The following is a 17,394-nucleotide window of genomic DNA, read 5'->3' as shown; positions in this document are numbered from 1 at the left end:
TCATGAATAGCCCGAGCGGCGCGATGCGCGACATCTGACTTCAGAAATGCAAAAAGGGTTCAGTCGAAACTGAACCCTTTAATCTTGGTGGCCCGGGGCGGAATCGAACCACCGACACAAGGATTTTCAATCCTCTGCTCTACCGACTGAGCTACCAGGCCAAGGCGGAGAAGTATAACAAACCATTCGCGATATGCAAGACCTTGCGGCGCTTTTTCTTTTGACGCAGCCGTTATAATGGTCCGCGCTTTTTCCTCCTTTCCATTCCATTTACTCCACTCTGACGGTTGCTTCCATGAAGTCTGCAAGCGATATCTGCGTGATCGGCAATGGCATCATCGGCAAGACCACGGCGCTGGCGCTGGCGCAGGCCGGGCTGTCAGTGACGCTGCTGACGCCACCCGGTAATCCCGCGCCCCGCGTTGAAGGCTGGGATGTGCGGGTCTATGCATTGAACGGCGTCGCGCGCGAACTTCTCGGCTCGCTGCGTGTCTGGGATGCGATGGATGCGTCGCGCATCGCGCCGGTCGATGCGATGTCCGTCAACGGCGACAGCCCCGGCGCGCGGCTCGGCTTCGATGCCTACGGCGCGCGCACCGGCGCGCTGGCCTGGATCGTCGAAGACACCAATCTGAACGCTGCCCTCGATGCGGCGCTACGCTTCGCGCAGAACCTGAAGCAGGTGTCAGCCCGCGCGCTGCGCCTGGAGCAGGGCGCGCAGCATGCGACCGTACATCTGGAGAATGGCGACACGCTGGCCGCAAGCCTCGTGGTCGGCGCCGATGGCGCGCATTCCTGGGTGCGAGCGCAATGCGACATCGGCGTGGATTACCGCTCCTATCATCAGCGCGCCATCGTCGCCAACTTCGCCTGCGAGAAGCCGCATCACAGTGTTGCGCATCAATGGTTCACCGGCAATGAGGGCATCATCGCGCTGCTGCCGCTGCCTGGCGAACGGGTATCGCTGGTGTGGTCGGCTCCCGATACGCTGGCCGACTCGCTGCTGGGCCAGCCGCTGTCGGCGCTCGCGGCGCGGCTTGGCGCGCTGCCGGGCCAACCGCTCGGCGAGTTGCAGCCACTGCAGCCCGAGGCCGTGAAGGCGCTGCCGCTGATGCTGGTGCGTCCGCATGACATCGTCGCGCCGCAGGTGGCCCTGGTTGGCGATGCCGCGCATGTGGTGCATCCGCTGGCCGGCCATGGCATGAATCTCGGTTTTGCCGATGTGGCCGAACTGGTGCGCGCCATCGATGCGCGCGGCGCGCGCGATTGCGGCGACGAGCGCGTGCTGCGGCGCTATGCGCGCGCGCGCAAGGAAGATATCTTGCTGATGCAAATCGCCACCGACGGCCTCGAGCGCCTGTTCGCCACCGACTTCGAGCCGCTACGCATCGCCCGCAATCTTGGCTTGTCCCTGGTGGACAAGCTTCCGATCCTGAAGCGTCGCCTGATGTCCCATGCGATGGGACAGGGGCGCACGCCCTCCATGAAAGAAGGTTATTGACATGCTCACCATCAAACGCAGCCTTGCCGCCCTGGCCCTGCTGGTACCCGCGCTGTCCGCGCTCGCCGAAAACGCGCAGGAAGCCGAAGTGCGCAAGCTGATACAGCCGCGTCTGGGTCCGAACACCTCGATCACCTCGGTAACGAAGACGCCGTACAGCGGCCTGTTCGAAGTCCGCGTCGGCAATGAATTGTTCTATACCGATGGCCTGGCCAAGTACCTGTTCATCGGCCGCATTCTCGATGCCAACACCACCGAGGATTACACCAAGGCGCGCGTGGACGAGATCAACAAGATCAAGTTCTCCGACCTGCCGCTCGATGCGGCGATCAAGACCGTCAAGGGCAATGGCAAGCGCGTGATCGCGGTCTTCGAGGACCCGAACTGCGGCTACTGCAAGCGCTTCCGCCATACGCTGAAGGACGTGGACAACGTGACCGTCTACACCTTCCTGTACAACATCCTGTCGCCGGATTCCGCCGACAAGTCGCGCAACGTCTGGTGCGCGCCGAACCGCGCGAAAGCTTGGGACGACTGGATGCTCGATGGCAAGGCCGCGCCCGCCGCGCCGGCAAGCTGCAATACGCCGAACGACAAGGTCTTCGCGCTCGGCCAGAACCTGCACATCACCGGCACGCCGACCATCTTCTTCACCGACGGCACGCGCATTCCGGGCGCGATCGATGCGAAGGGACTGGAAGCCAAATTCGCTTCCGTGAAGTAAATGCCGGCATGCCGCGCGGTCCGTCGCCATGCATGGCGCCGCGCAGGTCCTCGAGCGGGGCCGCGTCTATAATCGGGTCTCCCCAACCAGGAGACTCCCATGTATAAAGCGATCCTGCTCAATAAGAAAGAGGACGGCAGCACCGATGCGCAGCTGACGCAGCTCGATGAAGCGCAGCTTCCCACCGATGGCGATGTCACCGTCGCCGTCGACTATTCCACGATCAACTTCAAGGATGGCCTGGCCATCACCGGCAAGTCCCCGGTGGTGCGCAAGTGGCCGATGGTGCCCGGCATCGATGGCGCAGGCGAAGTCATCGAATCCAGCCACCCGGACTGGAAGCCGGGCGACCGCTTCATCCTGAATGGCTGGGGCGTAGGCGAAACCCACATGGGTTGCCTGGCCGAGCGCGCGCGCCTGAAAGGCGATTGGTTGATTCCCATGCCCGCGGGCATGTCCGCGCGCAGCGCGATGGCCATCGGCACTGCCGGCTATACCGCCATGCTTTCCGCGCTCGCGCTGCAGCAGCAGGGCGTGGACAAGGATGCCGGCGAAGTGCTGGTCACCGGCGCTTCCGGCGGCGTGGGCAGCGTCGCGGTCGCGATCCTGGCCGGCTGGGGTTATCGCATCGTCGCTTCCACCGGCAAGATGAATGAAGCCGATTATCTGAAGTCCCTGGGCGCAGCCGAAGTCATCGACCGCGCCGAGCTGTCCGCGCCGGGCAAGCCTTTGCAGAAGGAACGCTGGGCCGGCGTCATCGATTGCGTTGGCTCGCATACGCTGGCCAATGCGGTGGCACAGACCCGCTACGGCGGCACCGTCACCGCATGTGGCCTGGCTCAAGGCATGGACTTTCCGGCATCGGTCGCACCCTTCATCCTGCGCAGCGTGAAGCTGATCGGCATCGACAGCGTGATGGCGCCGAAGGCCAAGCGCATCGAGGCATGGCAGCGATTGGCTACGGATCTCGACGCGGCAAAGCTTGATGCGATTACCACCGAGATCGGCTTGTCGCAGGCTATCGCCAAGGCCCCGGAGATACTGGCGGGGAAGGTTCGCGGCCGCCTGGTCGTGAACGTGCACGGTTAACCAAGGAGCCGCATGTCCCATCCCATCCGCTACAGCATCACCGCGAAAGACCCGGCCGCGCATCTGTTCGAGGTGACGCTGACCGTCGATACACCCGATCCGGCCGGCCAGCGTTTCGCGCTGCCGGCATGGATACCGGGCAGCTACATGATCCGCGAGTTCGCGCGCAACATCGTGCGCATCGCCGCGGCGTCGCAGGGCAGGAAAGTCGCGTTGAAGAAGCTCGACAAGCACAGCTGGCAAGCCGCGCGTTGCGATGGTCCGCTGGTGCTGACCTATGAAGTCTATGCCTGGGACTTGTCGGTGCGCGCCGCGCATCTGGATGCGACCCATGGCTTCTTCAATGGCACCAGCGTCTTCCTGCGCGTAATCGGCCAGGAAGACGCGCCGCATGAAGTCGATATCCGCCGCCCGGATGGCGAGGGCTATGCTGCCTGGCGCGTGGCCACCGCGCTGCCGGAGCTCGATGCCGAGCGCTATGGCTTCGGCCGCTATGTGGCGCAGGACTATGACGAGCTGATCGACCACCCGGTGGAGATGGGCGACTTCGCACTGGCGAGCTTCAAGGCGCATGGCGTGCAGCATGATGTCGTCATCACCGGCCGCGTGCCGAATCTCGACATGGCGCGACTCACCGCCGATCTGAAGCGGGTATGCGAAGCGCAGATCCGGCTGTTCGAACCGAAGAGCCGGCGCGCGCCGATGGAGCGCTATGTGTTCATGACGCTGGCCATTGGCGATGGCTATGGCGGACTGGAACATCGCGCATCGACCGCGCTGATCTGCTCGCGCGCGGACCTGCCGGTCATGGGTCGCAAGGAGATGAGCGAGGGTTACCGTACCTATCTCGGCCTGTGCAGCCACGAGTACTTCCACAGCTGGAATGTGAAGCGCATCAAGCCGGCCGCGTTCGCGCCCTACGACCTGCAGAACGAAGGCTATACCTCGCTGTTGTGGCTGTTCGAAGGCTTCACCAGCTATTACGACGATCTGATGCTGATGCGCGCCGGGCTGATCGATGAAGACGACTACCTGAAGATGCTGGCCAAGACCGCCAGCGGCGTGCAGCGCGGCGCCGGCCGCAACAAGCAGAGCGTGGCCGAGTCCAGCTTCGATGCGTGGATCAAGTATTACCGCCAGGACGAGAATGCGCCGAACGCCATCGTCAGCTATTACCAGAAGGGTTCGCTGGTAGCGCTCGGCCTGGACCTGACGATACGAAGCGAAACCCGCAGCAAGCGCTCCCTCGACGACGTGATGCGCGCGCTGTGGCAGCGCTATGGCAGCAGTTTCTATGGCGAAGGCGAGGACGCGGGACGCGGCATCGGCGAGGACGACGTGCTGGCCTTGTTCGAGGAAGTGTCCGGCCTGAAGCTCAAGCGCTACTTCGACCGTTGCATCCATGGCACCGAGGATGTGCCGCTGGCGAAGCTGTTCGCGGCCTTTGGTATCGATGTCGACGACAAGCGCGACAACCCGAAGCCATCACTGGGCGTGCGCACGACGAAAGAAGGCAATGACTGCAAGCTGGCGAATGTGCATGAAGGCGGCGCCGCGCATCGGGCAGGGCTGTCGGCGCTGGATCTGCTGGTGGCCATCGACGGCTTGCGCGTGACGGCATCCAATCTCGATACGCTGCTATCGCGCTACCGGGTCAACGATGTGGTGCGGGTGCATGCATTCCGGCGCGATGAGCTGATGGCCTTCGACGTGAAACTCACCGCGGACGGCGCGCCGCAGTTGCGCTTTGCGGCGCAGGATAAGCCGGCGTCGGCGGCGAAGATGCGGCGGGCCTGGCTGACGCAAGCTTCGTAGGTTGGGCTGGCAAGCCCAACATCAGGCGCCCGCCGGCCGCAGGTATGTTGGCCATGCGTAGGTTGGGCTGGCAAGCCCAACATGGAGGCCAAACCTTTGCGGACTTCCGTTGGGCTTCCTTCGTCAGCCCAACCTACGAACATCAACCAAACAGTCTCGCCAGCTCCACCCCCGGCTCCGGCGCGCGCATGAACGCTTCGCCGACCAGGAAGGCATGCACATCGGCCTCGCGCATGCGCTGCACATCCGCCGGTGCAAGAATGCCGGACTCGGTGACAACCAGCTTATCCTTCGGTATGCGCGGCAGGAGGTCGATGGTGTTCTGCAGCGAAGTCTCGAAGGTGCGCAGATTGCGGTTGTTGATGCCGAGCAGCCGGGTATTGAGCTTCAGCGCGGCGTCGAGTTCATCGCCGCCATGCACTTCCACCAGCACATCCATGCCCAGCTCATGCGCGCAGGCTTCAAGCTCGGCCATGCGACCCGCGTCCAGCGCCGCGACGATCAGCAGGATGCAATCCGCGCCCCAGGCTCGGGCCTGATACACCTGATACGGATCGATCATGAAATCCTTGCGCAGCACCGGCAGCTCGCAGGCTGCGCGCGCTTGCCGCAGGTAGTCCGGCGCGCCCTGGAAAAACTGCTCGTCCGTCAGCACCGACAGGCAGGCCGCGCCATGCGCTTCATAGCTTTGCGCAATCTGCGCCGGATGGAAGTCCGCGCGCAGCACGCCTTTCGAAGGCGAAGCCTTCTTCACTTCGGCGATCACGCCGGCGCGGCCGGCGGCAATCTTGCCGCGCAGGCTGCCTTCGAAGCCGCGCAGATCGTCGCGCGCTTCTTCGGATTCGGCCTGCGCGCGCAGGCTTTCCAGGCTGCGTTCCTTTTTCGCGGCAGCCACTTCTTCGGCCTTCACGGCCAGGATTTTCTCGAGTATGTCGGACATGGGAATGAGGCTCAGTGTTTGTCTGCGGGCGCGCCGCCGATGTCGCGGGTGGCGCGCACGAATTGCTCCAGCTTGTCGCGCGCCGCGCCCGAGGCGATGGCTTCGCGCGCCATCGCCATGCCGGCATCGATCGCCGGCGCGCTGCCGTTCGCATATAACGCGGTTCCAGCGTTCAGGATCACGATGTCGCGCGCCGGTCCGGGCTCGTTGCTGAGCGCTTCCAGCACACGGGCCTTGGACTCGGCCGCGCCGGACACCTTCAGGTTGCGGCTGGCGATCATGGACAGGCCGAAGTCTTCCGGATGGATGTCATATTCATGCACCTCGCCGTCGCGCAATTCGCCGACCGCGGTTGCCGCGCCGAGCGAGACTTCATCCATGTTGTCGCGACCCCAGACCACGATGGCACGCTCGGCGCCGAGGCGCTGCAGCACGCGCACCTGGATGCCGACCAGATCCGCATGGAACACGCCCATCAGGATGTTCGGCGCGCCGGCCGGGTTGGTCAGCGGACCGAGGATGTTGAAGATGGTGCGCACGCCGAGTTCGCGCCGAACCGGCGCCGCATGCTTCATCGCCGCGTGATGGTTGGGCGCGAACATGAAGCCGATGCCGGTCTGCGCGATGCTCTCGGCCACCTGCGCGGGTTGCAGGTTGATATTCGCGCCCAGCGCTTCGAGCACATCGGCGCTGCCCGAGGACGAGGACACGCTGCGCCCGCCATGCTTGGCCACGCGCGCGCCGCAGGCAGCGGCCACGAACATCGATGCGGTCGAGATGTTGAAGGTATTGGCACCGTCGCCGCCGGTGCCAACGATGTCGAGCAGGCCGCTCGTATCTTCCAACGGCACCTTGGTGCAGAACTCCCGCATGACCTGCGCGGCGGCGGTGATCTCGCCTATGGTTTCCTTCTTCACGCGCAGGCCCATGGTCAGCGCGGCGATCATCACCGGCGACATCTCGCCGGACATGATGCGGCGGAACAGGGACAGCATTTCATCGTGGAAGATTTCGCGGTGCTCGATGCAGCGCAACAGCGCTTCCTGGGGGGTGATCGGCATGGTGGCTCCGGTGGGTAAGCGCTTCAGCGGGTCAGGAAGTTCTTCAGCAACTGGTGGCCGTGCTCGGTGAGGATGGACTCGGGGTGGAATTGCACACCCTCGATGTCGTATTCCTTGTGGCGCACGCCCATGATTTCGCCATCCGGCGTCCATGCCGTCACCTCGAGGCAATCGGGCAGCGATTCGCGCTCGATGGCCAGTGAGTGATAGCGGGTGACGGTGTAGGGATTGGGCAGGTCGCGGAACACGCCGGTGTTGGTATGTTCGATCGGCGAGGTCTTGCCATGCATGACTTCCTTGGCGCGGATCACCTTGCCGCCGAAGGCTTCGCCTATGCTCTGGTGGCCGAGGCAGACGCCGAGGATGGGGATCTGCCCGGCGAAGCGCTGCAGCACTGGCACCGAGACGCCGGCTTCGCGCGGTGTGCAGGGGCCGGGCGAGATGCAGATGCGGTCCGGCTTCATGGCCGCGATGTCATCCAGCGTGATTTCATCATTGCGCACGGTGCGCACGTCTTCGCCCAGTTCACCGAAGTACTGCACCAGGTTGTAGGTGAACGAGTCGTAATTGTCGATCATGAGCAGCATTTCGCTTGTCATCCTATGTGTTTGACTGCGGAAGATCCGCAAACAGGGCGCTATTTTCGCCGAAAAGAAGAGGTCGGGGTGGGCAGCATCGCCATCGGCCGCTGCGCGCGTCATCGTGCTGAAACCGGTTGGTCACCGGCATGTCATTTGAGCCCGCCATCATATGGCGTCTTTGACAAGAGGCAATGTTTTGCCCGTTCCGATAGCCACGACCCCCGGAGGATCTCCCGTGAAGTTTCGCCTTACCCTGATCGGCGCATTGATTGCGAGCGCCGTTCTCGCCGGCTGCGCCGGCGGCTCCGATGATGCGCCCGCCGCAGCGGCGGCCGGCACGACCACGCTGACGCCGACCCGCACCATCATCATGGTCTGGGACGGCCTGCGTCCCGACTCGGTGAATGCCACCGACACACCCAACCTGTACGCGCTGCGCCAATCCGGCGTGAACTTCAGCGACAACCATTCGACCTATCCGACCTTCACGATGATGAACTCGTCGTCGTTTGCGACCGGTTCCTTCCCGAAGACCAGCGGTTTCTACGGCAACACTTTCTGGACGCCGCCGCAAGGCAGCGCCAATACGATCCCGGCGGGCAATGGCGCGTCCGGCAGCGCGCAGGATTACCAGGACCCGGTCTTCACCGAAGACTATGCCGTGCTGGCCACGCTGAACACTTACTACGGCGGCCAGCTGCTGCTGGTGAAGAGCCTGTTCGCGACCGCGCAGGCCGCCGGTCTGACGACCGCGACCATCGGCAAGTCCGGCGCTGCCTATCTGCAGGACCTGGGACAGGGCGGCGTCTTCCTCGATGAAAACACGGTGCAGCCGCGCAGCCTGGCCACCGAGTTGCAGAACAGCGGCATCGCACTGCCGGCCAATGTCGTAAAGAACTATTCCGGCGCCGATGCGGTGACGCTGGCTTCGTCCAACGGCAATCCGACCGCGCGCGCCGGCTACATCACCTTCAATACCACCGCCTATGATCCGAACGGCACGCTGACCGTGGCCGCGCGCGATTCGGCCGACACCACCCAGGGCGCGCCGGAAGACGCGGCCAACAAATACATGCTGTCGGTCTACACGCAGTACATCCTGCCGAAGAAGAAGCCGATGCTGTCGCTGATCTGGTTTCGCACGCCGGACAATGTCGAGCACGGTTACGGTCCGGGCACCGCGAACATGAAAGCCGGCCTGCGCTCGCAGGATGCGCGCCTGGGCGAGCTGATCGCTGCGCTGCGCGCCAACGGCATGGACAACAGCACCAACCTCGTCGTGGTGTCCGACCATGGCCATTCGAGCGTGTCCGGTCCGCTGTCGCTGTATCCGCTGCGCGCGATCACGCCGTCGGCGAGCCTGCCCAACGGCACGGCGGTGAACGGTTCCACCAGCGGCACCAGCGCGGCATCGCTGGGCGCGGTCAACGCCAATGGCTATTCCTTCTCCGGCGACGTGCGCTCGGCCGACCTGCTGACCTATCGCGGTTTCAACGCCTATGACGGCAGCGGCTGCAGCACCAGCGCCATGTATGGCCTGGATGCAAACGGCAATCCGACCCTGCCGGTGAAGACTGACGCCAACGGCGCGCTGTGCGGCACCGTCAATACCAAGTACCAGGCCATCAGCGCCACGAAGACCAGCAACCCGACCGCGCGCTTCACCGTGCCGGCGCCGGGGTCGCTTCCGGCCAACGGCATCGTCGTCGCGGCCAACGGCGGCTCGGATTACTTCTATGTTCCCAGCCATGATGCGGCCACGGTGCAGAACCTGGTGAAGGTGCTGCAGCAGCGCGAGGAATACGGCGCGATCTTCGTCGACAGCCGCTACGGTTCCATTCCCGGCACGCTGACGATGGCGCAGGCCAATCTGGAAAACGGCAAGCGCCAGAACAATGGCCAGCCCGACGTGGTGGTGTCCTTCAACTGGGATGCCGACACGTCCATCCAGGGCATGCCCGGTATCGAGTTCGAAAGCGTCGGCGGTCAGCGTGGCATGCATGGCAGCTTCGGCATCGCCGACGTGCACAACACGCTGATTGCAAATGGACCGTCCTTCCAGGGCGGCCTGACGCTGACCACGCCGACCGGCAACGTCGACGTCGCGCCGACCGTGGCCTATCTGCTCGGTTTGTCCATGCCGCAGGCCGACGGTCGCGTGATCAATGAAGCGCTGGTCACTCCGGCATCGAAGTCGCAACCGAACGTGGCCGCGTCCACCGTGAGCTCGTCCGCGGCCAGCGGCCTGGCGTTCGAGCTGCCGACCGACCTCACCGGCGCGACCAAGGATGCGTCGCTCGCCGCAGGCACCTACACCATCAACATGGCGGTGAAGGACCTGAGCGTGGATGGCAAGACCTACCGCTACTTTGACTATGCGAAGGCAGTGCGCAAATAAGCGCCGTATCGGGGGCCTTGCGTTGGCAAAGGCCGCCGACAACCTGACAGGAGTTTGTCCTTGAACCACGAGCAATACCGTGGCTTTCGGGGGCAGGGATGGCGGATCGCCGCGCTGTGCGCGGCGGCCGCGTTTTCCCTGCAGTCTGAGGCCAGTGAACTTACATTCGAGCAGGTCTTCCATCAGCGCGGCGAACCGGCCGCGCTGCATTACCAGGCCGTCTACAGCAGCGGCGGCGCCGAGCACCGGATGGAAGTCTGGCGCGACGCGGATCGCCGCGTGAAGCGCCGCACTGACGACCGCGTCGAGACTTATGCATCGCATCAGCCGGGCGACGCGGAATTCGACATGTCCATCCTCGACCTGAAGAAGCGCATCCACACGAAGGTCAGCCGCACGAACCTTTACCGCATCGGCAATTTCACCGACTGGTTCGACCTCGGTCATGCGTTGCGCCATCCGAAGGGCGGCTACACGCTGAGCGCTGCCATGGCGCCCAAGGATGCGACGAAGCCACTGCAATCCTGCTCCTGGTATGAATTGAAGCAGGATGGCCGCTCCAGCCGCATCTGCTGGAGCGCACAGCAGCATGTGCCGATGCTGATCGCAGCACAGGACGGCAGGGTGGTATGGCGCATCACGGAAATCGACAGAAAGCCGATCCCGGCGAAGACCTTCGACATCCATGACGCGGGGTTCGTCTACAACGACGCCAATGGCGATATCGAGCCCGATTGACGCGGCAAGTGCTGCCTGCGCGGCGCGACTGCGGCGCGCAGGCATGCCGCAATCACGGCGCGATCTGATGTCGGAAGGTATGCCGCCGGCGATTCCTGTCGCCAGCGGCGGGATCACAGTCCGCCGTCCAGGCCGTCCTGCACCTGTTCGGCCGCGCGCAGCACCGCGCGCGCCTTGTTCTCGGTTTCCTGCCATTCCATCTCGGGCACCGAGTCGGCGACGATGCCGGCGGCAGCCTGCACATACAGCATGCCGTCCTTGATCACGCCGGTGCGGATCGCAATCGCCAGGTCCATCTCGCCGCCGAAGGACAGATAGCCGCAGGCGCCGCCATAGATGCCGCGCTTGACCGGCTCGAGCTCGTCGATGATTTCCATTGCCCGCACCTTGGGCGCGCCGGACAGCGTGCCGGCCGGGAAGGTGGCACGCAGCACGTCGAGATTCGACATGCCGGGCTTCAAGGTGCCTTCGACATTGGAAACGATGTGCTGCACATGCGAATACTTTTCGATCACGAACCTGTCGGTGACCTTGACGCTGCCGATCTCGGCGATGCGGCCGATGTCGTTGCGCGCCAGGTCGATCAGCATCACATGCTCGGCGATCTCCTTCGGGTCGGCCAGGAGCTCCGTGGCCAGTTGCGCATCGCGTTCCGGCGTGTTGCCGCGCGGCCGGGTGCCGGCCAGCGGGCGGATCGTTACCTTCTTGCCACCGTCCGGCAGCGCTTCATTGCGCACCAGGATCTCCGGCGACGCGCCGACGATGTGCATGTCGCCGAAGTTGTAGAAGTACATGTAGGGCGACGGATTCAGCGAGCGCAGCGCCCGATACAGCGACAGCGGCGAATCCACATACGGCTTCTTCAGGCGCTGGCCGATCTGCACCTGCATCAGATCGCCGGCCATGATGTATTCCTTGGCGCGAGCGACGGCTTCGAGGTAATCGGCCTTGTCGAAATCGCGGATGGTCTCGGTGCGCACCGAGGCTGAAGTGACCGGCGCATCGACCGCGCGGCGCAGCATCGCGCGCAGGTCCGACAGACGCCGGCGTGCGCGGGGATAGGCCTCGGGCTGGGTCGGGTCGGCATACACGATCAGGTACAGCTTGCCCGACAGGTTGTCGATGACGGCCAGCTCTTCGGTCAGCAGCAGCTGAATCTCCGGCAGGCCGAGATCGTCGCGCGGCGCGCTGTGTGCCAGGCGACGCTCGATGTGGCGCACGGTGTCATAGCCGAAATAGCCGGCCAGGCCGCCGCAGAAACGCGGCATGCCGGGCAGGAGCGCGACCTTGAAGCGGGATTGGAATTCGGCGATGAAGTCGAGCGGATTGCCTTCATGGCTTTCGGTGACGGCGCCGTTCCTGATGACTTCGGTGCGGCTGCCATGGCTGCGCAGCAGCGTGGACGCGGGCAGGCCAATGAAGGAATAGCGGCCGAAGCGCTCGCCGCCAACGACGGATTCGAGCAGGAAGGTATTCTTGCCGGCGTTCTGGGTTTGCGCGAGTTTCAGGTACAGGCTCAGCGGCGTTTCAAGGTCGGCAAAGGCTTCGGCGATGAGCGGAATGCGGTTGTAGCCCTGCGCGGTGAGCGATTTGAATTCGAGTTCAGTCATGGTTCTCTCCTTGCCGCATGAGGTACGGTTTGCGGCTTGCGAGTTCAAAAAACATTTCGGCCCGTCGTGATGGGGCCGAAGGCATATCGGGGACTAATTGGTCCGGGATTGCCAGCGTCGCCAGGGCCAGGCCTCAAACGAGCCCGGCATCGGGTAGCCATGTTTTTTAACGAGAGACATGTATCAGGAATTTGCCGCGGATATCAGGAGGGCTGCATCAAACAGCGTGGCGACTATACCATCGGAGTCGACATCTTGTATAGGCTGGCCATGGTTGTAGCCGTAAGGGACATTCAGCACGCGGCAGCCGGCGGCGCGCGCGGCTTGCGCATCGTTGGACGAGTCGCCGATGGCCACGACTTGCGCTGGCGCCAGGTCAAAGTCGGCGCAGACGGTCAGCAGCGGCAGCGGGTCGGGCTTTTTCCTCGGCAGCGAATCGCCGCCGTAGAGCAGCTCGAAATGCCCACGCAATCCCGCGCGCTCCAGCAGCGGCAGCGCAAAGTCATGAGGCTTGTTGGTGACGCAGGCCAGGCGCAGCCCCAGCTGTGCGAAGTGCCGCAGCCCTTCCTCGACGCCGGGGTAAATGCTCGCATGGAGACCATTGATTTCGCGGTAGTGACGCAGGTAGGACGCCAGCGCGGCATCGAAATGCGCATCGAGTTCGTCTGGTGCGTAATCCAGCGACAGCAGGCTGCGCACCAGGTGCTCGGTGCCCTTGCCGACGAAGCGCGTGATCACGTCGATGCCTACCGGCGCCAGGCCCAGTTCGTCGCGCATGCGGTTGACCGCCACCAGGAAGTCCGGCGCGGTATCGAGCATGGTGCCGTCCAGGTCGATGATGGCGGCGCGGATGCCGCGAAACAGCTCGTGCGCCGCGCTCATGCCCCGGCCAGCTGCGTGCGCATCGCGTCGATGACAGCCTTGTAGTCCGGCTTGCCGAAGATCGCGGAACCGGCGACGAAGGTGTCGGCGCCGGCGGCGGCGACCTGCGCGATGTTGTCCACTTTGATGCCGCCATCGACCTCGAGCATGATGTCGCGGCCGCTGGCGTCGATACGGCGGCGCGCCTCGGCAACCTTCTTCAGCGTCTCGGGAATGAAGGACTGGCCGCCGAATCCCGGGTTCACCGACATCAAGAGGATGATGTCGAGCTTGTCCATCACGTGATCCAGGTAGTGCAGCGGCGTGGCCGGGTTGAACACCAGGCCGGCCTTGCAGCCGTGGTCACGGATCAGTTGCAGCGAGCGGTCGATGTGCTCGGAGGCTTCGGGATGGAAGGTGATGATGTTGGCGCCGGCCTTGGCGAAGTCGGGGATGATGCGATCCACCGGCTTGACCATCAGATGCACATCGATCGGCACCTGCACATGCGGCCGGATCGCTTCGCAGACCAGCGGGCCGATGGTGAGGTTGGGAACGTAATGGTTGTCCATCACGTCGAAATGAATGATGTCGGCGCCGGCGGCGACGACGTTGCGGACTTCTTCGCCGAGGCGGGCGAAGTCGGCGGACAGGATGCTCGGGGCGATACGGTAGTTGCGCATGGCTTGGGGTCTTTCAGGGAAGCCGGCATTCTACCGCGCTCAGCTCTTTTGGGCGGCTTGCGCCTTGGAGCGTTTTCGTGTGGAATCGGGGCCTCGTTACGCAGGCATGCTCCGATGCCGCATCAACCGCGGCATGCGCCGCATCGAAAAGACAGGGCCGATGGCAGCTTATGAATTCACGGTGTCCGTGCACACCCAGTATCTGGAAAGTCAGTCCGACCCGGAGCGATCGAGCTTCGTGTTCGCCTATACGATCACGATCCGGAATACCGGCGAAGTCGCAGCCCAGCTGATTTCCAGGCATTGGGTCATCTCCGACGCCAACAACGATGTCGAGGAAGTGCGCGGACTGGGCGTCGTAGGCTACCAGCCTTTCCTGCGGCCGGGCGAGCAGTTCGAATACACCAGCGGCACGTCGCTGAAGACGCCGCAGGGATCGATGAAGGGCGAGTATTTCTGCGTGGCCGAGGATGGCGCGCAGTTCGAGGCGCCGATTCCCGAATTTGTATTGTCGCTTCCGCGCACGCTACACTAGCCCGCTCTTTTCAGGCTTTGCGGTCGTCATCTTCCGGCGGCCGCTTCGCGGCGGGGCGCTCCGGCTTCCTGCCCGCAAACATGGTCCACCACACGATGAATATCAGCAGGAACATTGCGATACCCGCTTCCAGCAATAACAGCCACATGTCCTTGTCCTCCAGTTTTTTCGGGCGCCTCAGTGTACTCGCATGCGCCGCATCTCTAGTTGCGGGCCTTGCAGGTTGTGTCAGCGCGCCACCAGCCCGGCAGGTCGAAACGCCTGCTGCGCCGGCCAAGCCGGGACCGGTGCTGCGCCCGGTCAGTTTCAAGGCGCTGCCAGGATGGGAGCGCGACGATCTGCGCGAGGCCTGGCCCGCATTCCTGAATACCTGCGAGGCGATGGCGCGTCGCGCGGAATGGAAGGAGCCATGCGCCATTGCCCGGGATGTCGATGCCGGCAGCGATCGCGCGATCCGCACCTTTTTTGAAGCTTTCTTCACGCCTAACCAGGTGTTCAATCCCGATGGCAGCGACAACGGCCTCATCACCGGCTATTACGAGCCGCTGTTGAATGGCAGTCGCAAGCGCGGAGGGACATTTCAGACACCGCTGTACCGCGCGCCGGAAGATCTGCTGACGATCGATCTTTCCAGTGTCTATCCCGAATTGAAGAATATGCGCCTGCGCGGCAGGCTGGTCGGCAACAAGGTCGTGCCTTATCCGGCGCGCGCCGAACTGATGGGATCAAACGCGCTGGCCGGGAAGGAATTGTTGTGGGTCGACAATCCGATCGACGCATTCTTCCTCCAGGTGCAGGGCTCGGGTCGCGTACATCTGGCCGACAGCAAAGAAACTGTGCGCGTCGCTTATGCGGACCAGAACGGACAGCCGTATCGTTCGATCGGCCGCTATCTGGTGGACAAGGGCGAGCTGACGATGGACCAGGCTTCGGCGCAGGGCATCAAGGCCTGGCTGGCGGCGCATCCCTCGCGCCAGCAGGAGCTGCTGAACGCCAACCCTGGCTATGTGTTCTTCAAGGAAGAGAAGCTCCTCGATCCGCGCAAAGGTCCCAAGGGGGCGCTCGGCGTACCGCTGACGCCGCAGCGTTCGGTGGCGGTCGATCCGCAATACATACCGCTGGGCGCGCCGGTATTCCTTTCCACGACGGAGCCTGGTGGCAAGGCGTCGCTGCAGCGCATGATGCTTGCGCAGGACACCGGCGGCGCGATTCGCAATGCCGTGCGGGCCGACTTCTTCTGGGGCTATGGTCCCGAAGCGGGCGATAGGGCGGGAAAGATGAAGCAGCGCGGCATGCTGTGGGTGCTATTGCCGAAATCGCCGGCCTCCTGATGCGTCTCGCCGCGGTGCCGTAACGTGTGTAAGCACGTTGTGGACTTTCCGTTGGCCGAGTGCTTGCCGCATGCTGGCGAAATGCTCTGGCAACCACAAAGGCAGCAAGCTGGTAACCACCTTGCGGCTTGATGCGGTCTGCCCTTGCATCAGCGCGGCATGGGCATAATGCATGCCCTGCAGGACTCGCGCATGCTGTTCCCGCTGCGATTTCAGCGTCGGCAGACCTCTGATTTCCATCCATGCTTCTTCCATGAAGAAAGCCGACTCGATCTCGGCAGTCAGTTCGAGGAAACGCTTTTCGAACTCCGCATCCTTGGCCTTGGCCGCGCTTTGCAGCGCTTTCGCCACGCGGCCCAGCAAGGGATTCGCCGGCAAGTTGGATGCGAACAGCTTTGCCGGCGGAATGTGATATTGCATAGAAGTCTCCTGATTCTTTCCTGATGCGGGTGTCCGGTAGAGGGACGCGACGCTGCACTGTGTGGCGCTTCGTTGCAGCTTTACCCGCTTCCATGTCGATATGCGTTCAACTTAGTGTGGGAGTCGCGGATGTCAAGCGCCCGATCTCAACGAAGAGCGAGCCTTGTGCCGGGGACTTGCGCGGCTACAATCTACGCCGCCATCGGCTTATTTCAACAAGGAGCTCCCATGCAATATGAAAACATTCTCGTCGAGACGCACGGCAGGGTTGGACTGGTGAGGTTAAATCGGCCCAAGGCGCTGAATGCGCTGAATGATCAGTTGATGGACGAGCTAGGCGCCGCCTTGCGTCTGTTCGATCAGGATGAGGCTATCGGCTGCATCGTGCTCACAGGCAATGAAAAGGCGTTTGCCGCGGGCGCTGACATCGGCGCGATGGCGAATTACAGCTACATGGACGTGTTCAAGGGCGAATACATCACTCGGAACTGGGAACATTTACGTAGGGTGCGCAAGCCAGTGATTGCGGCGGTAGCCGGCTATGCGCTTGGCGGTGGCTGCGAACTTGCGATGATGTGTGATTTCATTATTGCGGCTGACAACGCCAAGTTCGGCCAGCCCGAAATCAAGCTTGGCACTATGCCGGGAGCCGGGGGAACACAACGACTGCCGCGTGCGGTATCCAAAGCCAAGGCTATGGACCTCTGTCTGACCGCGCGCATGATGGATGCCGTGGAAGCAGAGCGAAGTGGATTGGTATCGCGTGTCGTTCCCGCGGAGAAGTTAATGGACGAGGCGATGAATGCAGCCAATACGATCGCATCGATGTCGCTCCCTACGGTCATGATGATCAAGGAATCCATCAATCGCGCCTACGAGACAACGCTGTCCGAAGGCGTGCAGTATGAGCGTCGGCTCTTCCATGGCACTTTTGCAACCGAAGACCAGAAAGAGGGCATGAAGGCTTTTCTGGAAAAACGCTTGCCATCATTTCGCAACCTTTGATATAGTGCGCGTCCTCTTGCAGCGGATGCTGAAGGCGCCAACTGCAAGAGGAGAGAAGGTGCGGCGAGGTGTTACAGCGAATATTCGGAAGTGTGAAATTCG

Annotated in this window: 17 protein-coding genes and 1 tRNA gene; 9 read left to right on the top strand and 9 right to left on the bottom strand. The window is 63.2% G+C overall.

Annotated elements, in window-relative coordinates:
• Window positions 1-85: 85 nt before the first annotated feature.
• Window positions 86-161 (bottom strand) — tRNA-Phe (locus JJB74_RS26540).
• A gap of 134 nt (window positions 162-295) precedes the next feature.
• Between JJB74_RS26540 and JJB74_RS26535 the strand changes: the two genes are divergently transcribed.
• The 4 genes from JJB74_RS26535 (at window position 296) to JJB74_RS26520 (ending at window position 5,129) form a co-directional block, all read left to right on the top strand.
• Window positions 296-1,501 carry a UbiH/UbiF family hydroxylase gene (locus JJB74_RS26535; RefSeq protein WP_200597203.1) on the top strand — a complete coding sequence of 402 codons (1,206 nt, stop codon included), beginning with the start codon at window positions 296-298 and terminating at the stop codon, window positions 1,499-1,501.
• A gap of 1 nt (window position 1,502) precedes the next feature.
• Window positions 1,503-2,225, top strand: a complete 723-nt coding sequence (locus JJB74_RS26530) for a DsbC family protein (protein WP_200597201.1) — start codon at window positions 1,503-1,505, stop codon at window positions 2,223-2,225.
• Window positions 2,226-2,324: 99 nt separating this feature from the next.
• Window positions 2,325-3,314 carry an acrylyl-CoA reductase (NADPH) gene (acuI, locus tag JJB74_RS26525; protein WP_200597199.1) on the top strand — a complete coding sequence of 330 codons (990 nt, stop codon included), beginning with the start codon at window positions 2,325-2,327 and terminating at the stop codon, window positions 3,312-3,314.
• A gap of 12 nt (window positions 3,315-3,326) precedes the next feature.
• A complete protein-coding gene (locus JJB74_RS26520) occupies window positions 3,327-5,129 on the top strand; it encodes a M61 family metallopeptidase (protein ID WP_200597197.1) in 1,803 nt (600 codons plus the stop codon).
• Between the two features lie 142 nt (window positions 5,130-5,271).
• Here JJB74_RS26520 and trpC read toward each other — a convergent pair whose 3' ends face one another.
• From trpC to JJB74_RS26505, 3 genes are read right to left on the bottom strand one after another with little or no spacing between them, the layout of a single operon-like run.
• Window positions 5,272-6,069 carry an indole-3-glycerol phosphate synthase TrpC gene (gene trpC, locus JJB74_RS26515; RefSeq protein ID WP_200597195.1) on the bottom strand — a complete coding sequence of 266 codons (798 nt, stop codon included), beginning with the start codon at window positions 6,067-6,069 and terminating at the stop codon, window positions 5,272-5,274.
• Between the two features lie 11 nt (window positions 6,070-6,080).
• Entirely contained in the window at window positions 6,081-7,130 is a 1,050-nt protein-coding gene (trpD, locus tag JJB74_RS26510; protein ID WP_200597193.1) for an anthranilate phosphoribosyltransferase, read from the bottom strand.
• 23 nt (window positions 7,131-7,153) lie between these two features.
• Complete coding sequence (locus JJB74_RS26505) at window positions 7,154-7,717, bottom strand: aminodeoxychorismate/anthranilate synthase component II (RefSeq protein ID WP_200597191.1); 564 nt, start codon at window positions 7,715-7,717, stop codon at window positions 7,154-7,156.
• 229 nt (window positions 7,718-7,946) lie between these two features.
• Between JJB74_RS26505 and JJB74_RS26500 the strand changes: the two genes are divergently transcribed.
• Together JJB74_RS26500 and JJB74_RS26495 are read left to right on the top strand one after the other, a co-directional pair.
• Window positions 7,947-10,109 (top strand): alkaline phosphatase family protein, encoded by a 2,163-nt coding sequence (locus JJB74_RS26500; protein WP_325170180.1) that lies wholly within the window; start codon window positions 7,947-7,949, stop codon window positions 10,107-10,109.
• A 60-nt stretch (window positions 10,110-10,169) separates the two neighbouring features.
• A complete protein-coding gene (locus JJB74_RS26495; RefSeq protein WP_200597187.1) occupies window positions 10,170-10,847 on the top strand; it encodes a hypothetical protein in 678 nt (225 codons plus the stop codon).
• A gap of 113 nt (window positions 10,848-10,960) precedes the next feature.
• Here JJB74_RS26495 and trpE read toward each other — a convergent pair whose 3' ends face one another.
• The 3 genes from trpE to rpe form a co-directional block, all read right to left on the bottom strand.
• Window positions 10,961-12,457, bottom strand: a complete 1,497-nt coding sequence (gene trpE, locus JJB74_RS26490; protein WP_200597185.1) for an anthranilate synthase component I — start codon at window positions 12,455-12,457, stop codon at window positions 10,961-10,963.
• 183 nt (window positions 12,458-12,640) lie between these two features.
• Window positions 12,641-13,339, bottom strand: a complete 699-nt coding sequence (locus JJB74_RS26485) for a phosphoglycolate phosphatase (RefSeq protein WP_200597184.1) — start codon at window positions 13,337-13,339, stop codon at window positions 12,641-12,643.
• Window positions 13,336-14,001 carry a ribulose-phosphate 3-epimerase gene (gene rpe / locus JJB74_RS26480; RefSeq protein WP_200597182.1) on the bottom strand — a complete coding sequence of 222 codons (666 nt, stop codon included), beginning with the start codon at window positions 13,999-14,001 and terminating at the stop codon, window positions 13,336-13,338. Before rpe ends, JJB74_RS26485 begins: the two co-directional genes overlap by 4 nt.
• Before the next feature lie 160 nt (window positions 14,002-14,161).
• Here rpe and apaG point away from each other — a divergent pair, with 160 nt between their 5' ends.
• Window positions 14,162-14,536 carry a Co2+/Mg2+ efflux protein ApaG gene (gene apaG / locus JJB74_RS26475; protein WP_200597181.1) on the top strand — a complete coding sequence of 125 codons (375 nt, stop codon included), beginning with the start codon at window positions 14,162-14,164 and terminating at the stop codon, window positions 14,534-14,536.
• A gap of 10 nt (window positions 14,537-14,546) precedes the next feature.
• On the opposite strand, the gene JJB74_RS26470 is transcribed toward apaG, so the two are convergent.
• Window positions 14,547-14,684: a hypothetical protein gene (locus JJB74_RS26470; RefSeq protein ID WP_200597179.1), complete on the bottom strand. Its 138-nt coding sequence runs from the start codon at window positions 14,682-14,684 to the stop codon at window positions 14,547-14,549.
• Here JJB74_RS26470 and mltA point away from each other — a divergent pair.
• Window positions 14,683-15,867 carry a murein transglycosylase A gene (gene mltA / locus JJB74_RS26465; RefSeq protein ID WP_200597177.1) on the top strand — a complete coding sequence of 395 codons (1,185 nt, stop codon included), beginning with the start codon at window positions 14,683-14,685 and terminating at the stop codon, window positions 15,865-15,867. The two genes, JJB74_RS26470 and mltA, sit on opposite strands and share 2 nt — an antisense overlap.
• Here the strand turns inward: mltA and JJB74_RS26460 are convergent.
• On the bottom strand, window positions 15,841-16,230 hold the full coding sequence (locus JJB74_RS26460; protein ID WP_200597175.1) for a hemerythrin domain-containing protein: 390 nt from the start codon (window positions 16,228-16,230) through the stop codon (window positions 15,841-15,843). The genes mltA and JJB74_RS26460 overlap by 27 nt on opposite strands.
• Before the next feature lie 285 nt (window positions 16,231-16,515).
• Between JJB74_RS26460 and JJB74_RS26455 the strand changes: the two genes are divergently transcribed.
• Window positions 16,516-17,292: an enoyl-CoA hydratase gene (locus JJB74_RS26455; RefSeq protein ID WP_200597174.1), complete on the top strand. Its 777-nt coding sequence runs from the start codon at window positions 16,516-16,518 to the stop codon at window positions 17,290-17,292.
• Window positions 17,293-17,394 lie beyond the last annotated feature (102 nt).

It is taken from the genome of Noviherbaspirillum pedocola (genome assembly GCF_016632335.1).
Lineage (GTDB): Bacteria > Pseudomonadota > Gammaproteobacteria > Burkholderiales > Burkholderiaceae_D > Noviherbaspirillum_A > Noviherbaspirillum_A pedocola.
The sequence above is the reverse complement of the archived record's forward strand: the minus strand, read 5'-3'. Positions and strand labels throughout refer to the sequence as shown.

What these genes read in the sequence shown, in the direction of transcription:
- JJB74_RS26470 (WP_200597179.1), bottom strand. Translation starts at nt 14,684, where the DNA reads ATGTGGCTGTTATTGCTGGAAGCGGGTATCGCAATGTTCCTGCTGATA.
- JJB74_RS26505 (WP_200597191.1), bottom strand. Translation starts at nt 7,717, where the DNA reads ATGCTGCTCATGATCGACAATTACGACTCGTTCACCTACAACCTGGTG.
- apaG (WP_200597181.1), top strand. Translation starts at nt 14,162, where the DNA reads ATGGCAGCTTATGAATTCACGGTGTCCGTGCACACCCAGTATCTGGAA.
- trpC (WP_200597195.1), bottom strand. Translation starts at nt 6,069, where the DNA reads ATGTCCGACATACTCGAGAAAATCCTGGCCGTGAAGGCCGAAGAAGTG.
- JJB74_RS26485 (WP_200597184.1), bottom strand. Translation starts at nt 13,339, where the DNA reads ATGAGCGCGGCGCACGAGCTGTTTCGCGGCATCCGCGCCGCCATCATC.
- JJB74_RS26455 (WP_200597174.1), top strand. Translation starts at nt 16,516, where the DNA reads ATGCAATATGAAAACATTCTCGTCGAGACGCACGGCAGGGTTGGACTG.
- JJB74_RS26535 (WP_200597203.1), top strand. Translation starts at nt 296, where the DNA reads ATGAAGTCTGCAAGCGATATCTGCGTGATCGGCAATGGCATCATCGGC.
- JJB74_RS26530 (WP_200597201.1), top strand. Translation starts at nt 1,503, where the DNA reads ATGCTCACCATCAAACGCAGCCTTGCCGCCCTGGCCCTGCTGGTACCC.
- rpe (WP_200597182.1), bottom strand. Translation starts at nt 14,001, where the DNA reads ATGCGCAACTACCGTATCGCCCCGAGCATCCTGTCCGCCGACTTCGCC.
- trpD (WP_200597193.1), bottom strand. Translation starts at nt 7,130, where the DNA reads ATGCCGATCACCCCCCAGGAAGCGCTGTTGCGCTGCATCGAGCACCGC.
- trpE (WP_200597185.1), bottom strand. Translation starts at nt 12,457, where the DNA reads ATGACTGAACTCGAATTCAAATCGCTCACCGCGCAGGGCTACAACCGC.
- acuI (WP_200597199.1), top strand. Translation starts at nt 2,325, where the DNA reads ATGTATAAAGCGATCCTGCTCAATAAGAAAGAGGACGGCAGCACCGAT.
- JJB74_RS26520 (WP_200597197.1), top strand. Translation starts at nt 3,327, where the DNA reads ATGTCCCATCCCATCCGCTACAGCATCACCGCGAAAGACCCGGCCGCG.
- mltA (WP_200597177.1), top strand. Translation starts at nt 14,683, where the DNA reads ATGTCCTTGTCCTCCAGTTTTTTCGGGCGCCTCAGTGTACTCGCATGC.